Raw genomic sequence first — 16637 nt, 5'->3', positions numbered from 1 at the left:
CCCTCCCAGGAGGCGTCGAAGCAGAGCGAGGCCGTCAGCGCGAACTTCCGGTTCTCCTCCCCCGCCATCATGCCCGCCCGGTGGCCGGCCAGCAGCGCGGCGAGACTGCCGTGCGAAACCACCACACCCTTCGGGCGGCCGGTCGAGCCGGACGTGTAGATCACGTACGCCGCGTCCGCTGCGCCCAGAGCGATCAGGGGACCCTGTGCCGATCCCGGCACGTCCGTGACGTCCAACACCTGGAATTCTGCCAGCAGTTCGGGCAGCGGCCACCGGTCGTCGGTCAGCACGAGAGCGGGCTCGGCGTCCGCCAGGGTGTAGGCCGTGCGCTCCGCCGGGTACCCGGCGTCCAGCGGCAGGTACACACCGCCCGCCTTCAGCACCGCGAGCAGCCCGACCACCGACTCCACCGAGCGCGGCAGCGCCAGCGCCACCACCGCACCGGGCGTCACCCCGGCACCGACCAACCGACCCGCAAGCCGCGAGGCCCGCGCATCCAACTCCCGGTACGTCAGCACCTCCTCACCGCACACCAGCGCCACCGCCTCCGGCGTGGCCGCCACCTGCTCCTCGAACACCGCCGGAAGCAACGGCACCGCCGAAGCCAACGGCCGCGCAGCACCGAGCAGTTCGGCCCGCTCCGCCGAGGACAGCAGCTCCGCCCTGCCGATCGGCAGGTCCGGACCGGCCGCGACGGCGGCCAGCAGCCGGCCGAACCGGACGGCGATCGCCTCGACCGTCTCGCGGTCGAACAGGTCCGTCGCGAAGTCGACCACGCACTCCAGACCGGCCGGCGCGCCGTCGGGACCGAAGGACTCACCGATACCGACACTCAGGTCGAACTTGGCGACCGCGCGACCGGACGGCTCGACCGAGACGTCCAGCCCGGTCGCGTCCAGCGGCGCCGTGTCACCACCGCCCTGAAGGACCAGCATCACCTGGAACAGCGGATGCCGGGCCAGCGAGCGGGTCGGGTTGAGCTCCTCGACCAGGCGCTCGAACGGCACGTCCTGGTGGGCATGGGCGTCGAGCTGGGTCTCCCGGACCCGGGCCAGCAGCTCGGTGAAGCTCGGGTTGCCCGAGGTGTCGGTCCGCAGCACCAGCGTGTTGACGAAGAAGCCGACCAGCTGGTCCACCGCCTCGTCCGAGCGCCCCGCCGTCACCGATCCGATCGGGATGTCCGTTCCGGCACCGAGCCGGGTGAGCAGGGCGGCGAACGCCGCCTGCGCGGCCATGAACATCGTCACCCGCTGCTCACGCGCCAACGTCACCAGCGCACGGTGCAGTTCGGCACCCAACGGAAGCACCACCCGGCCGCCTTGGTGGCTGGCGACGGCACCCCGCGGACGGTCCGCCGGCAACGCCAGCTCCTCCGGCATTCCGGCTAGGGCCTCGTTCCAGTAGGCGAGTTGGCGGGAGATGAGGCTCTCCTCGTCGGCCTCGTCGCCGAGCAGGTCGCGCTGCCAGAGCGCGTAGTCGGCGTACTGGACGGGCAGCGGCGCCCACCCGGGCACCGTACCCGCCGTCCGCGCCGCATAGGCGGCGGCGAGGTCCCGCAGCAGCGGACCCATCGACCACCCGTCACCGGCGATGTGGTGCAGCACCAGGGCCAGCACGTGATCTTCCGAGGAGACCCGCAACAGCAGGGCGCGCACCGGGAGTTCGGCCGCCAGGTCGAAGGGCCGGCGGGAGGCCGCGTCGACGGACTCGCCGACCTCGTCGGCCGGGCAGTCCCGGACCTCGAAGGGCACCGATGCCGCCCCGACCGGCAGGATCAGCTGGTGCGGTTCGCCGTCGGTCTCCACCACCAGCGTGCGCAGGGCCTCGTGCCGGGCGACCAGGTCGCCCAGGGCCGAGCCGAGGGCGTCGGTGTCCAGCTCGCCCGCCACACGGAGCACCAGCGGCAGGTTGTACACCGCACTGGGCCCCTCCATCCGGTCGATCAGCCAGAGGCGCTGCTGCGCGAAGGAGAGCGGCACCCGCTCCGGCCGCTCGGCGTGAGCGGTCAGCGCGAGACGCTCCGCCCCCGAACCCAGGCGGGCGGCCAGCCCGGCCGGCGTCGGCGCCTCGAAGACGTCCCGGACCGCCAACTCCGCGGCCAGCGTCGAGCGCACCCGGCTGAGCAACCGGGTCGCGAGCAGCGAGTGCCCGCCCAGCGCGAAGAAGTCGTCCTCCACCCCGACCACGTCCAGGCCGAGCACCTCGGCGAACAGGCCGCACAGGATCTCCTCCTGCGGCGTACGGGCCGCCCGGCCACCGGCCAGCGCGGCGAAGTCGGGGGCCGGGAGCGCGGCCCGGTCCAGCTTGCCGTTGGCGGTCAGCGGCAGGGCATCGAGCGTCACCACGGCGGCCGGGACCATGTAGCCGGGCAGCGACTCGGCGGTGAACCGGCGCAGCGCGCCACCGAGCTCGGGGCCGGCATCCTCGGCCACCGCGCAGTAGGCGATCAGCCGACGGTCCCCGTCCTCGCTCTCCCGAACGGTCACCACGGCCTGACGGACAGCCGGATGGGCCGCCAACACCGCCTCGATCTCACCGAGTTCGATCCGGAAACCACGGATCTTCACCTGATCGTCGGTCCGGCCCAGGTACTCCAACTCACCGTCACGGGCCCTGCGCACCAGGTCCCCGGTGCGGTACACCCGCTCGCCCGCGACGAACGGGCTGGCGACGAACCGCTCCGCCGTCAGCGCGGCGCGGCCCAGGTACCCCCGGGCCAGGCCGGCACCCGCCAGGTACAACTCGCCCGCCACCCCACGCGGGACCAGGTTCAGGTGCTCGTCCAGCACGTACCCGGCCGTCCCCGCGACGGCCCGGCCGAGCACCGGCCGGTCCACGCCGTCAAGCGGCCGGGTGAGGGCGTGCACGGTCGACTCGGTCGGCCCGTACATGGTGTGGCCGGAGGTCAGCGGAGCCGCGCACAGCCTGGTCCACAGGCCCTGCCCGATCGCCTCACCGCCGAGCAGCAGCAGCTTCGGCGCCGGCTCCTCCAGCAGCCCCTCCTCGACCAACTGCTCGGCGTACGACGGAGTGACGTGCAACGCGTCCAGCCCGACCTCGCGGACGTGGCGGACCAGCTGCCGGGCGTCCCGGCGCACCTCGTCACCGATCAGGTGCAGCTCGTGCCCGGCGACCATCCACAGCACCACCTCCAACGAGGCGTCGAAGCAGAGCGAAGCCGTCAACGCCACCCGCAGCCTGCCGTGCGCCGCCTCCGCGTCCGCGACCAGCGTCGCGCGATGGCCTGCCAGCAGGGCGGCGATGCTGCCGTGCGAGACCACCACGCCCTTCGGACGACCGGTCGAGCCGGACGTGTGGATCACGTACGCCGCATCCGACCCGCCCAGGACAGGCCTGGCGAACTCCACCGCTCCGGGAACGTCCGTGACGTCCAACACCGGCAGCTCGGCCAGCACCTCGGGCAGCGGCCAGCGGCTGTCCGTCAGCACCAGCGCCGGCTCGGCGTCCGCCAGGATGTGCCCGGTACGCTCCGCCGGGTACTCGGCGTCCAGCGGCAGGTACACCCCGCCCGCCTTCAGCACCGCAAGCAGCCCGACCACCGACTCCACCGAACGCGGCAGCGCCAGCGCCACCATCGCGCCCGGCGTCACCCCCGCACCGACCAACCGACCCGCAAGCCGTCCGGCCCGCGCGTCCAACTCCCGGTACGTCAGCACCTCCTCGCCGCACACCAGCGCCACCGCGTCCGGCGTGGCCACCACCTGCTCCTCGAACACCGCCGGAAGCAGCGGCACCTCCGAAGCCAACGGCGCGGCACCGCCGAGCAGTTCGGCCAGCTCCGCCGGGCTCACCAGCGGCAGTGCCCCGATCCGGGTGTCCGGCCGCTCGACGGCCGCCGCCAGCAGGCCGGCGAAGTGGCGGACGATCGCCTCGGCCGTCTCCTGGTCGAACAGGTCCGTCGCGTAGTCGAGCGCGAAGTCGATCCCGGCGGGCTCACCGTCCGGGCCGAAGAGCTCCTGGGCGGTCACGTTGAGGTCGAACTTGGCGACCCCGGTGGCGGCCGGCAGCACCCCGTTCCACAGGCCGGACGAGGAGGCGTCGGCCTGCTCGTTGTTCTGGAGCACCATCGCGACCTGGAAGAGCGGGTGCCGGGCCAGCGAGCGGGTCGGGTTGAGCTCCTCGACCAGGCGCTCGAACGGCACGTCCTGGTGGGCGTAGGCGCCGAGGTCGGTCTCCCGGACCCTGGCCAGCAGCTCGGTGAAGCTCGGGTTGCCCGAGGTGTCGGTGCGCAGCACCAGGGTGTTGACGAAGAAGCCGACCAGTTCGTCCAGCGCCTCGTCGGAGCGCCCGGCGACCACGGAGCCGATCGGCACGTCGGTGCCCGCGCCGAGCCGGGTGAGCAGGGCGGCGAAGGCGGCCTGGATGGCCATGAACATCGTCACCCGCTGCTCGCGCGCCAGGGTCCGCAGCGCACGGTGGAGTTCGACGTCGAGCAGCTGTGCCACCCGGTCGCCCTGGTGGCTGGCGGCGGCGCTCCTGGGGCGGTCCGCCGGGAGCGCGAGTTCCTCCGGCATTCCGGCCAGGGTCTCGTTCCAGTAGGCGAGTTGGCGGGAGAAGAGGCTCTCCTCGTCGGCCTCGTCGCCGAGCAGGTCGCGCTGCCAGAGCGCGTAGTCGGCGTACTGGACGGGCAGCGGCGCCTGTCGCGGCGCGGTTCCGGCCGTCCGCGCCGCGTAGGCGGCGGCGAGGTCGCGCACCAGCTTGCGGGTCGACCAGCCGTCGCTCGCGATGTGGTGCAGCACCAGGACCAGCACGTGTTCCTCGGCGTCGACCCGCAACAGCAGGGCGCGCACCGGGAGTTCGGCCGCCAGGTCGAAGGGCCGCCGGGAGGCCGCGTCGACGGACTCGCCGACCTCCTCGGCCGGGCAGTCCCGGACCTCGAAGGGCACCGAGGCCGCTCCGACCGGCAGGATCAGCTGGTGCGGTTCGCCGTCGGTCTCCACCATCAGGGTGCGCAGGACCTCGTGCCGGGCGACCAGGTCGCCGAGGGCGCGTTCCAGCGCCGCCTGGTCCAGCTCGCCGGTCAGGCGCAGCGCCAGCGGCGAGTTGTAGAGGGCGCTCGGCCCCTCGATCCGGTCGATCAGCCAGAGCCGCTGCTGGGCGAAGGAGAGCGGCACCCGCTCCGGCCGCTCGACGTAGGCGGTCAGCGCGAGACGCTCCGCCCCCGATCCGAGGCAGGCGGCGAGCCCGGCCGGTGTCGGCGCCTCGAAGACGTCCCGGATGCCGAGTTCCGCGCCCAGCGTCGCGCGGACCCGGCTGAGCAGCCGGATGGCGAGCAGCGAGTGGCCGCCGAGCTCGAAGAAGTCGTCGTCGGCGCCGACCACGTCGAGGCCGAGCACCTCGCGGAACAGGCCGCAGAGGATCTCCTCCTGCGGGGTGCGGGCGGCCCGGCCGCCGGCCAGCGCGGCGAAGTCGGGGGCCGGGAGCGCGGCGCGGTCCAGCTTGCCGTTGGCGGTCAGCGGCAGGGCGTCGAGCTCCATGAAGGCGGCCGGGACCATGTAGCCGGGCAGCGACTCGGCGGCGAAGGATCGCAGGGCGGCCGCGTCGAGGGGGCCGTCGGCGACCAGGTAGGCGACCAGGCGCCGGCCGCTGTCGTCGGGCAGCACGGCGGCCTGGCGCACGGCCGGGTGGCCGGCCAGCACGGCCTCGATCTCGCCGGGTTCGATCCGGAAGCCGCGGATCTTCACCTGGTTGTCGGTGCGGCCGAGGTACTCCAGCTCGCCGTCGCGGGCGCGGCGCACCAGGTCCCCGGTGCGGTACATCCGCTCGCCCGCCACGAACGGGCTGGCGACGAACCGCTCCGCCGTGAGAGCGGACTGGCCCAGGTACCCCCGGGCCAGTCCGGCGCCGGCCAGGTACAGCTCCCCGGGGACGCCGACCGGCGCCTGGTTCAGGTTCTCGTCCAGCACGTACCCGGTGGTCCCGGCGACGGTCTGGCCGAGCACCGGCCGGTCCGTACCGTCGAACGGCCGGGTGAGGGCGTGCACGGTCGACTCGGTCGGGCCGTACATGGTGTGGCCGGAGGTCAGCGGAGCCGCGCACAGCCTGGTCCACAGGCCCTGCCCGATGGCCTCGCCACCGAGCAGCAGCAGCTTCGGCGCGGGCTCCTCCAGCAGCCCCTCCTCGACCAGCTGCTCGGCGTACGACGGAGTGACGTGCAGCGCGTCCAGCCCGACCGCGTGGACGTGGCGGACCAGCTGCCGGGCGTCCCGGCGCACCTCGTCACCGATCAGGTGCAGCTCGTGCCCGGCGACCATCCACAGCACCACCTCCATCGAGGCGTCGAAGCAGAGCGAAGCCGTCAACGCCACCCGCAGCCGACCGTGCGCCGCCTCCGCGTCCGCGACCAGCGTCGCGCGGTGGCCCGCCAGCAGGGCGGCGATGCTCCCGTGCGAGACCACCACACCCTTCGGACGGCCCGTCGAGCCGGACGTGTGGATCACGTACGCCGCGTCCGCCCCGCCCAGGACGGGCCTGGTGAACTCCACCGGACCCGGCGCGTCGGTGACGTCCAGCACCTGGAATTCGGCGAGCAGTTCGGGCAGCGGCCAGCGGCTGTCGGTCAGCACCAGCGCGGGCCCGGCGTTCGTCAGGGTGTAGGCGGTGCGGTCCGCCGGGTACTCGGCGTCCAGCGGCAGGTACACCCCGCCCGCCTTGAGCACCGCGAGCAGCCCGACCACGGACTCCACCGAGCGCGGCAGCGCCAGCGCCACCATCGCGCCCGGCGTCACCCCCGCACCGACCAGCCGGCCCGCGAGCCGGGAGGCCCGCGCGTCCAACTCCCGGTACGTCAGCACCTCGTCACCGCACACCAGCGCCACCGCCTCCGGCGTGGCCGCCGCCTGCTCCTCGAACACCGCCGGAAGCAGCGGCACCTCCGATGCCAACGGCCCTGCGGAGTGGCGGAGTTCGGCCGCCCCGCCCGTGGGCGTCAGCCCGGCCGCCGCGACGCTGAGCTCCGGGTCGGCGGCGGCCTGCCGCAGGATCAGGGCCAGCACGTCGGCCAGCCGCTGCGCGGTCTCCGGGTCGAACAGGTCGGTGGCGTACTCCAGCCCGCCCGCGAGCCCGTCCGGGGTGCCGTCGGCGCGGTGGCGCTCGGTCAGCGCCAGCTTGAGGTCGAACTTGGCGGTGCCGTACTCCACCGGCTCCTCGGTGGCCGTCACGCCGGGGAAGGCGGGGCCGCCCTCGGCGGCGGCGGCGAAGGTCAGCATCACCTGGAACAGCGGGTGCCGGGCCAGCGAGCGGACCGGGTTGAACTCCTCGACCAGGCGCTCGAACGGCGTGTCCTGGTGCTCGTACGCGGCGAGGTCGGTCTCCCGGACGCGGCGCAGCAGTTCGGCGAAGCTCGGCCGGCCGGAGAGGTCGGTGCGCAGCACCAGGGTGTTGGCGAAGTAGCCGACCAAGTCGGTGGCGGCCTCGTCGAGGCGCCCGGCCACCGGGGTGCCGATCGGCAGGTCGGTGCCGGCGCCGAAGCGGTGCAGCAGGGTGGCGTAGGCGGCCTGGAGGACCATGAAGAGCGTCGCGCCGTGCTCGGCGGCGAGGTCGGCGAGCCGGGCGTGCAGGTCCGCGTCGAGCTCCAGCGGGACGACCGCGCCGCGGTGGCTGGCGACCGGCGGCCGGGGGCGGTCCGCGGGCAGTGCCAGCTCCTCCGGCAGACCGGCCAACGCCTGTCGCCAGTGGGCGAGTTGGCGGGCGGCCAGGCTCTGCGGGTCGTCCTCGTCGCCGAGCAGTCCGTGCTGCCACAGCGCGTGGTCGGCGTACTGGACGGGCAGCGGCTCCCAGTCGGGGGCGTGGCCGCCCTGGCGGGCCCGGTAGGCGTCGGTGAGGTCGCGGTAGAGCGGGCCGAGCGAGGCGCCGTCCCCGGCGATGTGGTGCAGGACCAGGACCAGGACGTGCTCGTCCGGGCCCTCGGGCCGCAGGTAGGCGTGCACGGGCAGGTCGGCGGCCAGGTCGAAGCCGTGCCGGGCGAGTTCGTCCACCGGGCGGTCGGTGGTGGTGAGCAGCGGGGCCACGGGCCCGTCCAGGATGCGCTGGTACGGGGTGCCGTCGTGCTCGGCGAAGACGGTGCGCAGCGCCTCGTGCCGCCGGACGGTGTCGCCGAGGGCGTCCGCCAGGGCGGCGGGGTCGAGCGGGCCGCGCAGCCGCAGCGCGAGGGTGATGTTGTAGGTGGCGGTGGGGCCCTCGGCCTGGGCGAGGAACCAGAGGCGGCGCTGGGCGAAGGAGAGCGGCACCCGCTCGGGCCGGACGGCGGGCCGCAGCGCCGGGCGGGCCTGGGCGGGGGCGCCGGCGGCGCGCTCGGCGATCCGCTCGGCGAGCCCGGCGACGGTGGGCGCCTGGAAGAGGTCGCCGATGGCGAGTTCGACGCCGAGTTCGGTGCGCGCCCGGCCGACCAGGCGGGTGGCGAGCAGGGAGTGGCCGCCGAGGGCGAAGAAGTCGTCGTCGATGGTGATGTCGTCGATGCCGAGGAGTTCGCCGTAGAGCTCGCAGAGCACCCGTTCGCGCTCGTCGCGGGGGGCGCGCCCGGTGTCGTCGGCGGCGAGGTCGGGGGCGGGCAGGGCGCGGCGGTCGACCTTGCCGTTGGCGTTGAGCGGCAGGGCGTCCAGCAGGACGGCCGCGGCGGGGACCATGTAGCCGGGCAGCACGGTGCCGGCGAAGGAGCGCAGCCCGTCCGGGGTGAGCCCGGGCTCGGCGGTGCAGTAGGCGACCAGCCGCAGGTCGCCGGGGCGGTCCTCGCGGGCGATCACGATGACCTGGCGGACGGCGGGGTGGCGGGACAGCGCCGCCTCGATCTCGCCGAGCTCGATCCGGAAGCCGCGCAGCTTGACCTGGCCGTCGATCCGGCCGAGGAACTCCACGGCGCCGTCGGCGCGCCGGCGGACCAGGTCCCCGGTGCGGTACATCCGCTCGCCCGGCAGGTACGGGCAGGCGACGAAGCGTTCGGCGGTCAGGCCGGGCCGGTTGAGGTAGCCGCGGGCCAGGCCGGCGCCGGCGAGGTACAGCTCGCCGGGGACGCCGGGCGGCACGGGGCGCAGCCGGGCGTCCAGGACGTAGCCGCGCATGTTGTCCAGCGGGCCGCCGATCGGCACCCGGGGGCCGTCGAGGTCGGCGGGGGCGAGCGGGTGGTGGGTGGCGAAGGTGGTGGTCTCGGTGGGCCCGTAGACGTGGGCGAGCAGCAGGTCGGGGCAGGCGTCCAGGACGCGCCGCAGCAGGGTGCCGGAGGCGGCCTCGCCGCCGGTGCAGACGACGCGCAGGGCGGCGAAGGTCTCCGGGGCCTGCTCGGCGACGAGGTCGAACAGGGCCTTGGTGAGGAAGACGGCGGTGACGCCGTGGCGGACGGTGACGGCGTGCAGGGCGGTGGCGTCGAGGGCGCCGGGCGGGGCGACCACGACGGTGCCGCCGGCCAGCAGGGGCGTCCAGATCTCGTAGGTGGCGGCGTCGAAGGCGTGCGGGGAGTGCAGCAGGACGCGCTGGTGGCGGCCGTCCTGCCAGCGCCGGTCGGCGGCGAGGTCGACGACGTCGCGGTGGCGCACGGCCACGCCCTTGGGGCGGCCGGTGGAGCCGGAGGTGTACATCACGTAGGCGAGCCGGTCCGGGTGGACGGGCAGGGCGGGGCGGTGGTCGGGGGCGCCGGCCTCGTCGCCGGGGCGGACCACGGCGGCGCCGTGCGGGAAACCGGGGTCGGCGCGGTCGGTGAGCAGGACGGGGGCGCCGGTGTCGGCGAGCACGTCGGCCATCCGCTCGGGCGGCAGGCCGGGGTGCATGGGGACGTAGCAGCCGCCGGCCTTGAGGACGGCGAGCGTGGCGACGACGACGTCGGCGGAGCGCTCCATCAGCATCGCGACGGGGGTCTCGGGGCCGACGCCGAGGGCGGTCAGGTGGTGGGCGAGCCGGTTGGCGCGGGCGTCGAGTGCGGCGTAGTCGAGGGTGCCGCCGTCGTGGACGAGGGCGGTGGCGTGCGGGGTGCGGTCGGCCTGGCGCTCGAAGGACTCGGCGAGGGTGCCGCTCCACCGGGGGGCGTCGGTGGCGTTCCACTCGGTGAGGACGCGGGTGCGCTCCTCGGGGGCGAGCAGCTCCAGGGTGCCGATGGGGGCGTGGGGGTCGGCGGCGGCGCCGGCCAGCAGCCGGCCGAGCCGCTCGGCGAGGGCGGTGACGGTGGCGCGGTCGTAGAGGTCGGCGGCGTACTCGATCGAGCCGGTGAGCCCGGCGGGGGCGCCGTCGGGGCCGTGCTGTTCGGCGATGCCGATGTTGAGGTCGAACTTGGCGACCCGCAGGCCGATCGGTTCGGGGGCGGACTCCAGCCCGGGCAGGGCGAGTTCGGCGTCCCGGCCGTGGTTCTGGAGCACCAGCAGGGTCTGGAACAGCGGGTGGCGGCCGAGCGCGCGGGGCGGGTTGAGCTCCTCGACGAGGCGCTCGAAGGGGAGGTCCTGGTTGGCGAAGGCGTCGAGCTGGGCCTCCCGGACCCGGCCGAGCAGCTCGGCGAAGCCCGGGTCGCCGGAGGTGTCCGCTCTCAGGACCAGGGAGTTGACGAAGAAGCCGACCAGGTCGTCCAGGGCCTCGTCGGCGCGTCCGGCGAGGCCGGTGCCGAGCGGGATGTCGGTGCCGGCGCCGAGCCGGGTGAACAGGGCGGCCAGGCCGGCCTGGAGGACGGTGAACAGGGTGGTGCGGTGGGTGTGGGCGAGGTCGAGCAGGGCGGTGTGCAGGCCGGCGTCCCAGGCGAGGTCGACGGAGTCGGCGGCGCCGGTGGGGGCGGGCGGCCGGGGGCGGTCCGTCGGCAGTTCCAGTTCCTCCGGCAGCCCGGCCAACGCTTCGCGCCAGTGGGCGAGTTGGCGGGCGAGCAGGCTCTCGGGGTCGTGCTCGTCGCCGAGCAGGTCGCGCTGCCAGAGCGCGTAGTCGGCGTACTGGATCGGCAGCGGCTCCCAGTCGGGGGCGCCGCCGGCCAGCCGGGCCCGGTAGGCCTCGGCGAGGTCGCGCAGCAGCGGGCCGAGCGACCAGCCGTCGCCGGCGATGTGGTGGAGCACCACGAGCAGCACGTGCTCGGTCGGGGAGAGGGTGAACACCGTGACCCGGATGGGCAGTTCGCGGCTCAGGTCGAAGGTCTCGGCGGCCGCGGCGTCCCGGCGGGCCGGGTAGTCGGCCGGTGCGCAGTCCTCGGCCAGGAAGCGCGGTCGCGCCTCCTCGGCCGGCAGGATCCGCTGCACCGGGACTCCCCCGGCCACCGGGAACACCGTGCGCAGGGCCTCGTGCCGGGCGACCACGTCCGCCGTCGCGGCACGCAGCGCGGCGGTGTCGAGCGCGCCGCGCAGGCGCAGGGCGAACGGCAGGTTGTACAGCGCGGTCGGCCCCTCGATCTGGTCGATCAGCCAGAGCCGCTGTTGGGCGTACGAAACCGGGATCACGGTGCTTCCTCTACTCGGGTCTACTGACGGCACGGGCTGGTCGAGGGGACGGACGGCGGTCAGACGGTGAGCCCCGCGGTGGGCCGGCAGTCCTGGATCTCCAGGGGCTGCCCCATCGAGACGGCGATCTTGCGCCCGCCCCGGTACGGGTCCCGGCCGTGGGCGCAGAGCACGTTGTCGACCAGCATCACGTCGCCGACCTGCCAGCGCTCCCGCACGGTGGCGGCGTGGTAGGCCTCGTTGAGGGCGTCGACGTCGGCGCGCTCCAGCGGCTCGCCGTCGCCGAAGCCGGTGTTGAACGGCAGTCCGTCCGGCCCGAACTCCTCGGTCATCGCCTCCCGGATGTCCGGGTCGAGCGACCACGCGTTCCAGAAGGCGAGGTGGTTGAACCAGACCTGCTCGCCGGTCCGCGGGTGGCGGATGGTGCCGGGGCGCACCTGGGTGGTGCGCAGGTTGCCGTCCGCCAGCCACTCGCAGCTGATGCCGTTCTCCTTGCAGTAGGCCTCGACCTCGGCGCGGTCCTCGGTGGCGAAGGCGGTGCGCCAGCCGAGCGAGATGTAGTCCGAGTAGTTGCGGGTGAGCGTCCAGCCGTTGGTCCGCATCCGCTCCACCAGGTGGGCGGGCAGCTGCGCGAGCACCTGGCGGCAGTCCGCGGTGGGGGTGGCCCCGCCCTCGTCGGGGGCGGTCAGGCAGGCGAAGAGCAGCCGGCCGGGGAAGGTCAGGGTGTAGCTGTTCTCGTTGTGCATCCGGATCGGCTGGACCGGCGGCAGGTCGGTGGACGAGTAGACGCCGTTGCCGTAGTCGCTGCGCGGGGTGGCCTTCTCCCGGTAGGGGGTGCGCTCGGGGATGAGGACGTCGCGCACGGCGGCGACGTCCTCGGTGCCGGTGACCGGCAGGCCGCGCAGGAAGATGGTGCCGTACCGGTGCAGGGCGTCGGTGAGCGCGGTCTCGTTCTCGCGCAGCCACTCGCAGGCCTCGCCCATGTCCGCGGTGCGCGGCGCGTGGGCGAGGGCCGGGCGGCCGGGGTTCAGTTCCCAGGTCGGCATGGCGGCGGTCACCGGTCGGCGGGGGCGGAGAGGGCGGCGACCAGGCTGGCGGGCCTGATGTCGGTCCAGTTGGCCTCGATGTAGTCGAGGCAGCCCTGGCGGGTGTCCTCGCCGTGGACGGTGGTCCAGCCGGCCGGCACGTCGATCCAGACCGGCCACAGCGAGTGCTGGTTCTCGTCGTTGGCCAGGACCAGGTAGCCGGCGCTGTCGTCCTCGAACGGGTTGCTCATGGTGTCCTCTTCGGGTTGCTTCGAAGCTCGGCTTGCTTCGCTCGGGTTGCTTCGAAGGTAGGGGCGGGCCGCGGGGCGGAAGGGCAGGAGTCGCGGCAGGAACGCGGCAGTTGGGCCCTGCCGCCTGCCACCACGCCCGCCGTCCCATCGCCCCGCCTGCCACCCCGTCGGCCGCCCCGCCCGCCGTCCCGTCGGCCGGCTCGGCACCCGGCTCGGCACCCGGCGGTTCAGCGCGGGGTGAGGCGGACCGGGAAGCGGTCCAGGCCGAAGTTGATGATCGAGCGGTTGTGGACGACCGGCCCGGTCTGCTCGATCACGGCGACGCGCTCCAGCAGCGCCGTGAACAGGCCGCCGAGTTCGGCCTTGGCCAGCGGCGCGCCGACGCAGTAGTGGGCGCCGAGGCCGAGCGCGAGGTGCTTGTTGGGGGCGCGGTCGAGCAGGATCTCCTCGGGCCGGTCGAAGGCCTCCGGGTCCCGGTTGGCGGACCAGACCCAGACCGCGACCCGGTCGCCGCGCCGGATGGTGCGCCCGTCGAGCTCGGTGTCCCGGCTCGCGGTGCGCAGGGTGTGCAGCCCGACCGAGGTCCAGCGCAGGAGTTCGTCCAGCGCCGAGTCCATGCCGACCTCGCCGCGCTGGAGCCTCCGCCACAGCTCGGGGTGCCGGACCAGGGTGTACAGGCCCATCGCGGCGGTGTGGCGGACGGTCTGGACGCCGCCGACCACGATGTTGTCCAGGTTGAGGACGACGTCCTCGATCGGCAGCAGCCTCCCGCCGACCCGGTAGGTGGCCATCATGCTGATCAGGTCGTCGCGCGGGTCGCTGCGCCGCAGCATCACCTGGTGCAGCAGGTACGGGATGAGCTGCTGGTGGCCGGCCCGGCGCTCCTCGGGGGTGCGGCCGAGGAACGCGACGTCGCAGACCCGCTCGACCATCTCGCGGTCGCCCTCGGGGACGTCCAGCAGGTCGCACATGACGGACAGCGGCAGCGCGGAGACCGCGTCGACGAGGTCCACCTCGCCCAGTTCGACGGCCCGGTCGACGATCGAGGCGGCGAGTCCGGCGATGCCCCGGGCGGCCCCGCGCACGGCGCCGGGCGAGAAGAACGGGTTGGCGGGGGCGCGCAGTTCGCGGTGCCGGGGCGGGTCGGTGAGGGCCATCATCCGGCCGGAGCCGACCGGGACGTTGCCCTCGCCGGCGCCGAGCAGCGAGCCCTGCTCGGAGCTGTAGACGGCGGCGTTGCGCAGCACCTCGGCGGAGTGCCGGTAGGAGAGCACCGACCAGACCGGCCCGTCGTCGACGGTGTCGGTGCGGTGGACGGCGGACTCCCGGCGCAGCTCCGCGACCAGCGCGGGGGTGTCGGGCCGGGCCCAGAGGTCGGGGTCGGTGAGGTCGACCGCGGTGGTGGTGGGCATCAGTGCTCCGTCCGGGACAGGTGCGCGGTACGGGGCCGCGCGATGAGGGAGGTCAGCAGGTCGACCGGGCCGGGCCCGTCGACGGTCGCGAGCAGGTGGCCGCCGGGGACGACGTGGTGGCCGGAGCCGCCACTGGTGTGGGCGGCCCAGCCTTCGAGGCCGCCGACGGCCAGGAGCGGGTCCTCGGCGCCGACGACGGTGTGCAGGGCGGAGCCGATCGGCGGGTGCGGACGGGGCCGGTAGGTGTCGACCACGTCCAGGTCGGTGCGGATGCCGCGCAGCGCGTGCTCCTTCAACTCTGCTTCACCTTCGACGAGTTGTCCCATTCCGGCGAGGCGCAGCAGCTCGTCGGCGGTGTACTGGGGGCGGTCCGCCCCGGCCCAGGCGGCGGGCGGCGAGGCGGAGGCGGCGACGACCAGTTCGGGCCGCCGCCCGGCCGGCAGCGCCCGGGCGGCCTCGTAGCCGAGCAGGGCGCCGAAGCTCTGCCCGTAGAAGCCGAACCGCCCGGTCAGGTGCGGGCCGAGGGCCTCCAGGACGGCGTCGACCAGCAGGTCGAAGCTCGCGGGCATCGGGTGGCCGAGCCGACCGCCGCGGGCCGGCGGGCGCAGCGCCCAGACCTCGGCCACCGGGGCGAGGGCGCGGGCCAGCGGGGTGTAGGCGGTGGCGTCGCCCCCGGCGTGCGGGAAGCAGAACAGCCGGTACGGGCTCCGCGGTTGGGGCACGGGGACGAACAGCCAGTCCCCTTCGACGCGGGGCCGCACCCGCAGGGCGGTGGTCATGCGCCGGCCGCCCGGGCGCGGGCGGTCAGGGCGGGCCGGGGGGCGGCGGTGCCGGCCGCGACGGCCCGTTCGACGGTGGCGGTGAAGGCGGCCAGGTCGGCCGAGTCGAGCAGGTGGCGCAGCTGGAGTTCGATGCCGAGGCGGCGGCGCAGCAGGTGGACGACCCGCAGTGCGGCGATGGAGTGGCCGCCGAGCGAGAAGAAGTCGTCGGTGGGCCGGAGGCCGGTGACGCCGAGCACGGTGCCCCAGACCTCGGCGACCTGCCCGGCCAGTCCGCCGGCGCCCGACTCCGCGGCGGAGGCGGAGGCGGCGGCGGAGGCGGGGGCGGGCAGCGCCGCCAGGTCGACCTTGCCGTTCGGGGTGAGCGGCAGGGCGTCCAGCACGGTGATCACCGAGGGCACCAGGTGGGCGGGCACGGTGGCCCGCAGCCGCTCGGTCAGCTCGGCGGCGGTGACGGCGCCGGTGACGTAGCCGGCCAGCCGGCGGTCGCCGGGGGCGGGCTCGTAGACGGTGACGGCGGCGGCCCGGACGCCCGCCAGCCGGGCCAGGGCGTGCTCGACCTCGCCGAGCTCGACCCGGTAGCCGCGCAGCTTGACCTGGCGGTCCACCCGGCCGACGTACTCCAGCCGGCCGCCCTCGCCGCGCCGGGCCTGGTCCCCGGTGCGGTACATGCGTTCCCCGGTGGCGACCGGGTCGGCGACGAAACGTTCGGCGGTCAGGGCGGGCCGGCCGAGGTAGCCGTGGGCGAGGCCGGGCCCGGCCAGGTACAGCTCGCCGACGACGCCGTCGGGGACGGGGGCGAGCTTCTCGTCCAGCAGGTGCAGGCGCACCCCGGGCAGCGGCTCGCCCAGGTGCGGTCCGGGGCCGCTGATCGGCGCGGTGACGGCGTCGACGGTGCACTCGGTGGGCCCGTACAGGTTGAGCGCGTCGACGCCGCCGTCGGCCAGCTCGCGCCAGGTGCGCTCGGGGACGGCCTCACCGCCCATGAACAGCCGCGGCACCCGGGCTCCGGCGAGCGGCTCGCGCAGCAGCTCCCAGTGCGAGGGGGTCAGGTCGAGGTCGGTGACGGCGTGCTCGGCCAGCAGGGCGGCCACCCGGGCCGGGTCGGCGCGGTGCTCCTCGCCGATGACCAGGACGGTGTCGCCGCGGCAGATCCGGGCCCACTGCTGGACGGAGGCGTCGAAGGAGACGCTGGCGTTCCAGCCGACCACGCCGGGCTCGACGCGGTAGGCGCCGCTCGCCTCCAGGGCCGTGACCAGGGCGGCGACGGCGCCGCGCGGCACCTCGACGCCCTTGGGGCGGCCGGTGGAGCCGGAGGTGTAGATGACGTACGCCGGGTCCAGCGGGTGGGCGTGCTCGGGCAGTTCGGGCCCGTCGGCGGCGGCGTCCGGGCGCAGCACCGGCACCCCGTCGGCCGCCGGGAGGCCGTCGGCGCTGATCAGGGCCGCGAGGTGGGCGTCGGCGGCCATCAGGGCGAGCCGCTCGGCGGGGTAGGCCGGGTCGAGCGGGACGTAGGCGGCGCCGGCCCGCCAGACGGCGAGCAGGGCGACCGGCAGGTCGGCGGTGCGGGCGAGGTGGACGCCGACCCGGTCGCCGCGGCCGACGCCGCGCTCGCGCAGGGCGCGGGCCAGGGCGGCGGTGCGGCGGTCGAGTTCGGCGAAGTCCAGGCGGTCGGCGCCGGCCAGGACGGCGGTGCGCCCGGGGTGGGCGGTGACGGTGTCGCGCAGGCGGTCCAGCAGATCGGTCATGACGGCTC

6 protein-coding genes are annotated in these 16637 nt (G+C 75.1%); all 6 read right to left on the bottom strand.

Annotated elements, in window-relative coordinates; genetic code table 11:
* On the bottom strand, nt 1–11414 hold an 11414-nt coding region (locus tag ACFRQN_RS19610; RefSeq protein ID WP_380741356.1), incomplete at its 3' end, for an amino acid adenylation domain-containing protein.
* 59 nt (nt 11415–11473) lie between these two features.
* Complete coding sequence (locus tag ACFRQN_RS19605) at nt 11474–12460, bottom strand: TauD/TfdA family dioxygenase (RefSeq protein WP_380741355.1); 987 nt, start codon at nt 12458–12460, stop codon at nt 11474–11476.
* 8 nt (nt 12461–12468) lie between these two features.
* Nucleotides 12469–12690, bottom strand: coding sequence for an MbtH family protein (locus ACFRQN_RS19600; RefSeq protein WP_049650867.1), 222 nt, complete (start codon nt 12688–12690; stop codon nt 12469–12471).
* A gap of 227 nt (nt 12691–12917) precedes the next feature.
* Entirely contained in the window at nt 12918–14102 is a 1185-nt protein-coding gene (locus tag ACFRQN_RS19595) for a cytochrome P450 (protein ID WP_074006452.1), read from the bottom strand.
* A complete protein-coding gene (locus ACFRQN_RS19590; RefSeq protein ID WP_380741353.1) occupies nt 14102–14881 on the bottom strand; it encodes a thioesterase II family protein in 780 nt (259 codons plus the stop codon). The genes ACFRQN_RS19595 and ACFRQN_RS19590 overlap by 1 nt, the downstream gene beginning before the upstream one ends.
* Nucleotides 14878–16629 carry a non-ribosomal peptide synthetase gene (locus ACFRQN_RS19585; protein ID WP_380741352.1) on the bottom strand — a complete coding sequence of 584 codons (1752 nt, stop codon included), beginning with the start codon at nt 16627–16629 and terminating at the stop codon, nt 14878–14880. The genes ACFRQN_RS19590 and ACFRQN_RS19585 overlap by 4 nt, the downstream gene beginning before the upstream one ends.
* Between the last annotated feature and the right edge of the window lie 8 nt (nt 16630–16637).

This window comes from Kitasatospora sp. NPDC056800 (genome assembly GCF_042789775.1).
GTDB lineage: Bacteria > Actinomycetota > Actinomycetes > Streptomycetales > Streptomycetaceae > Kitasatospora.
Note: the sequence above shows the minus strand (reverse complement) of the source record. Positions and strands in the feature narration are given on the sequence as shown.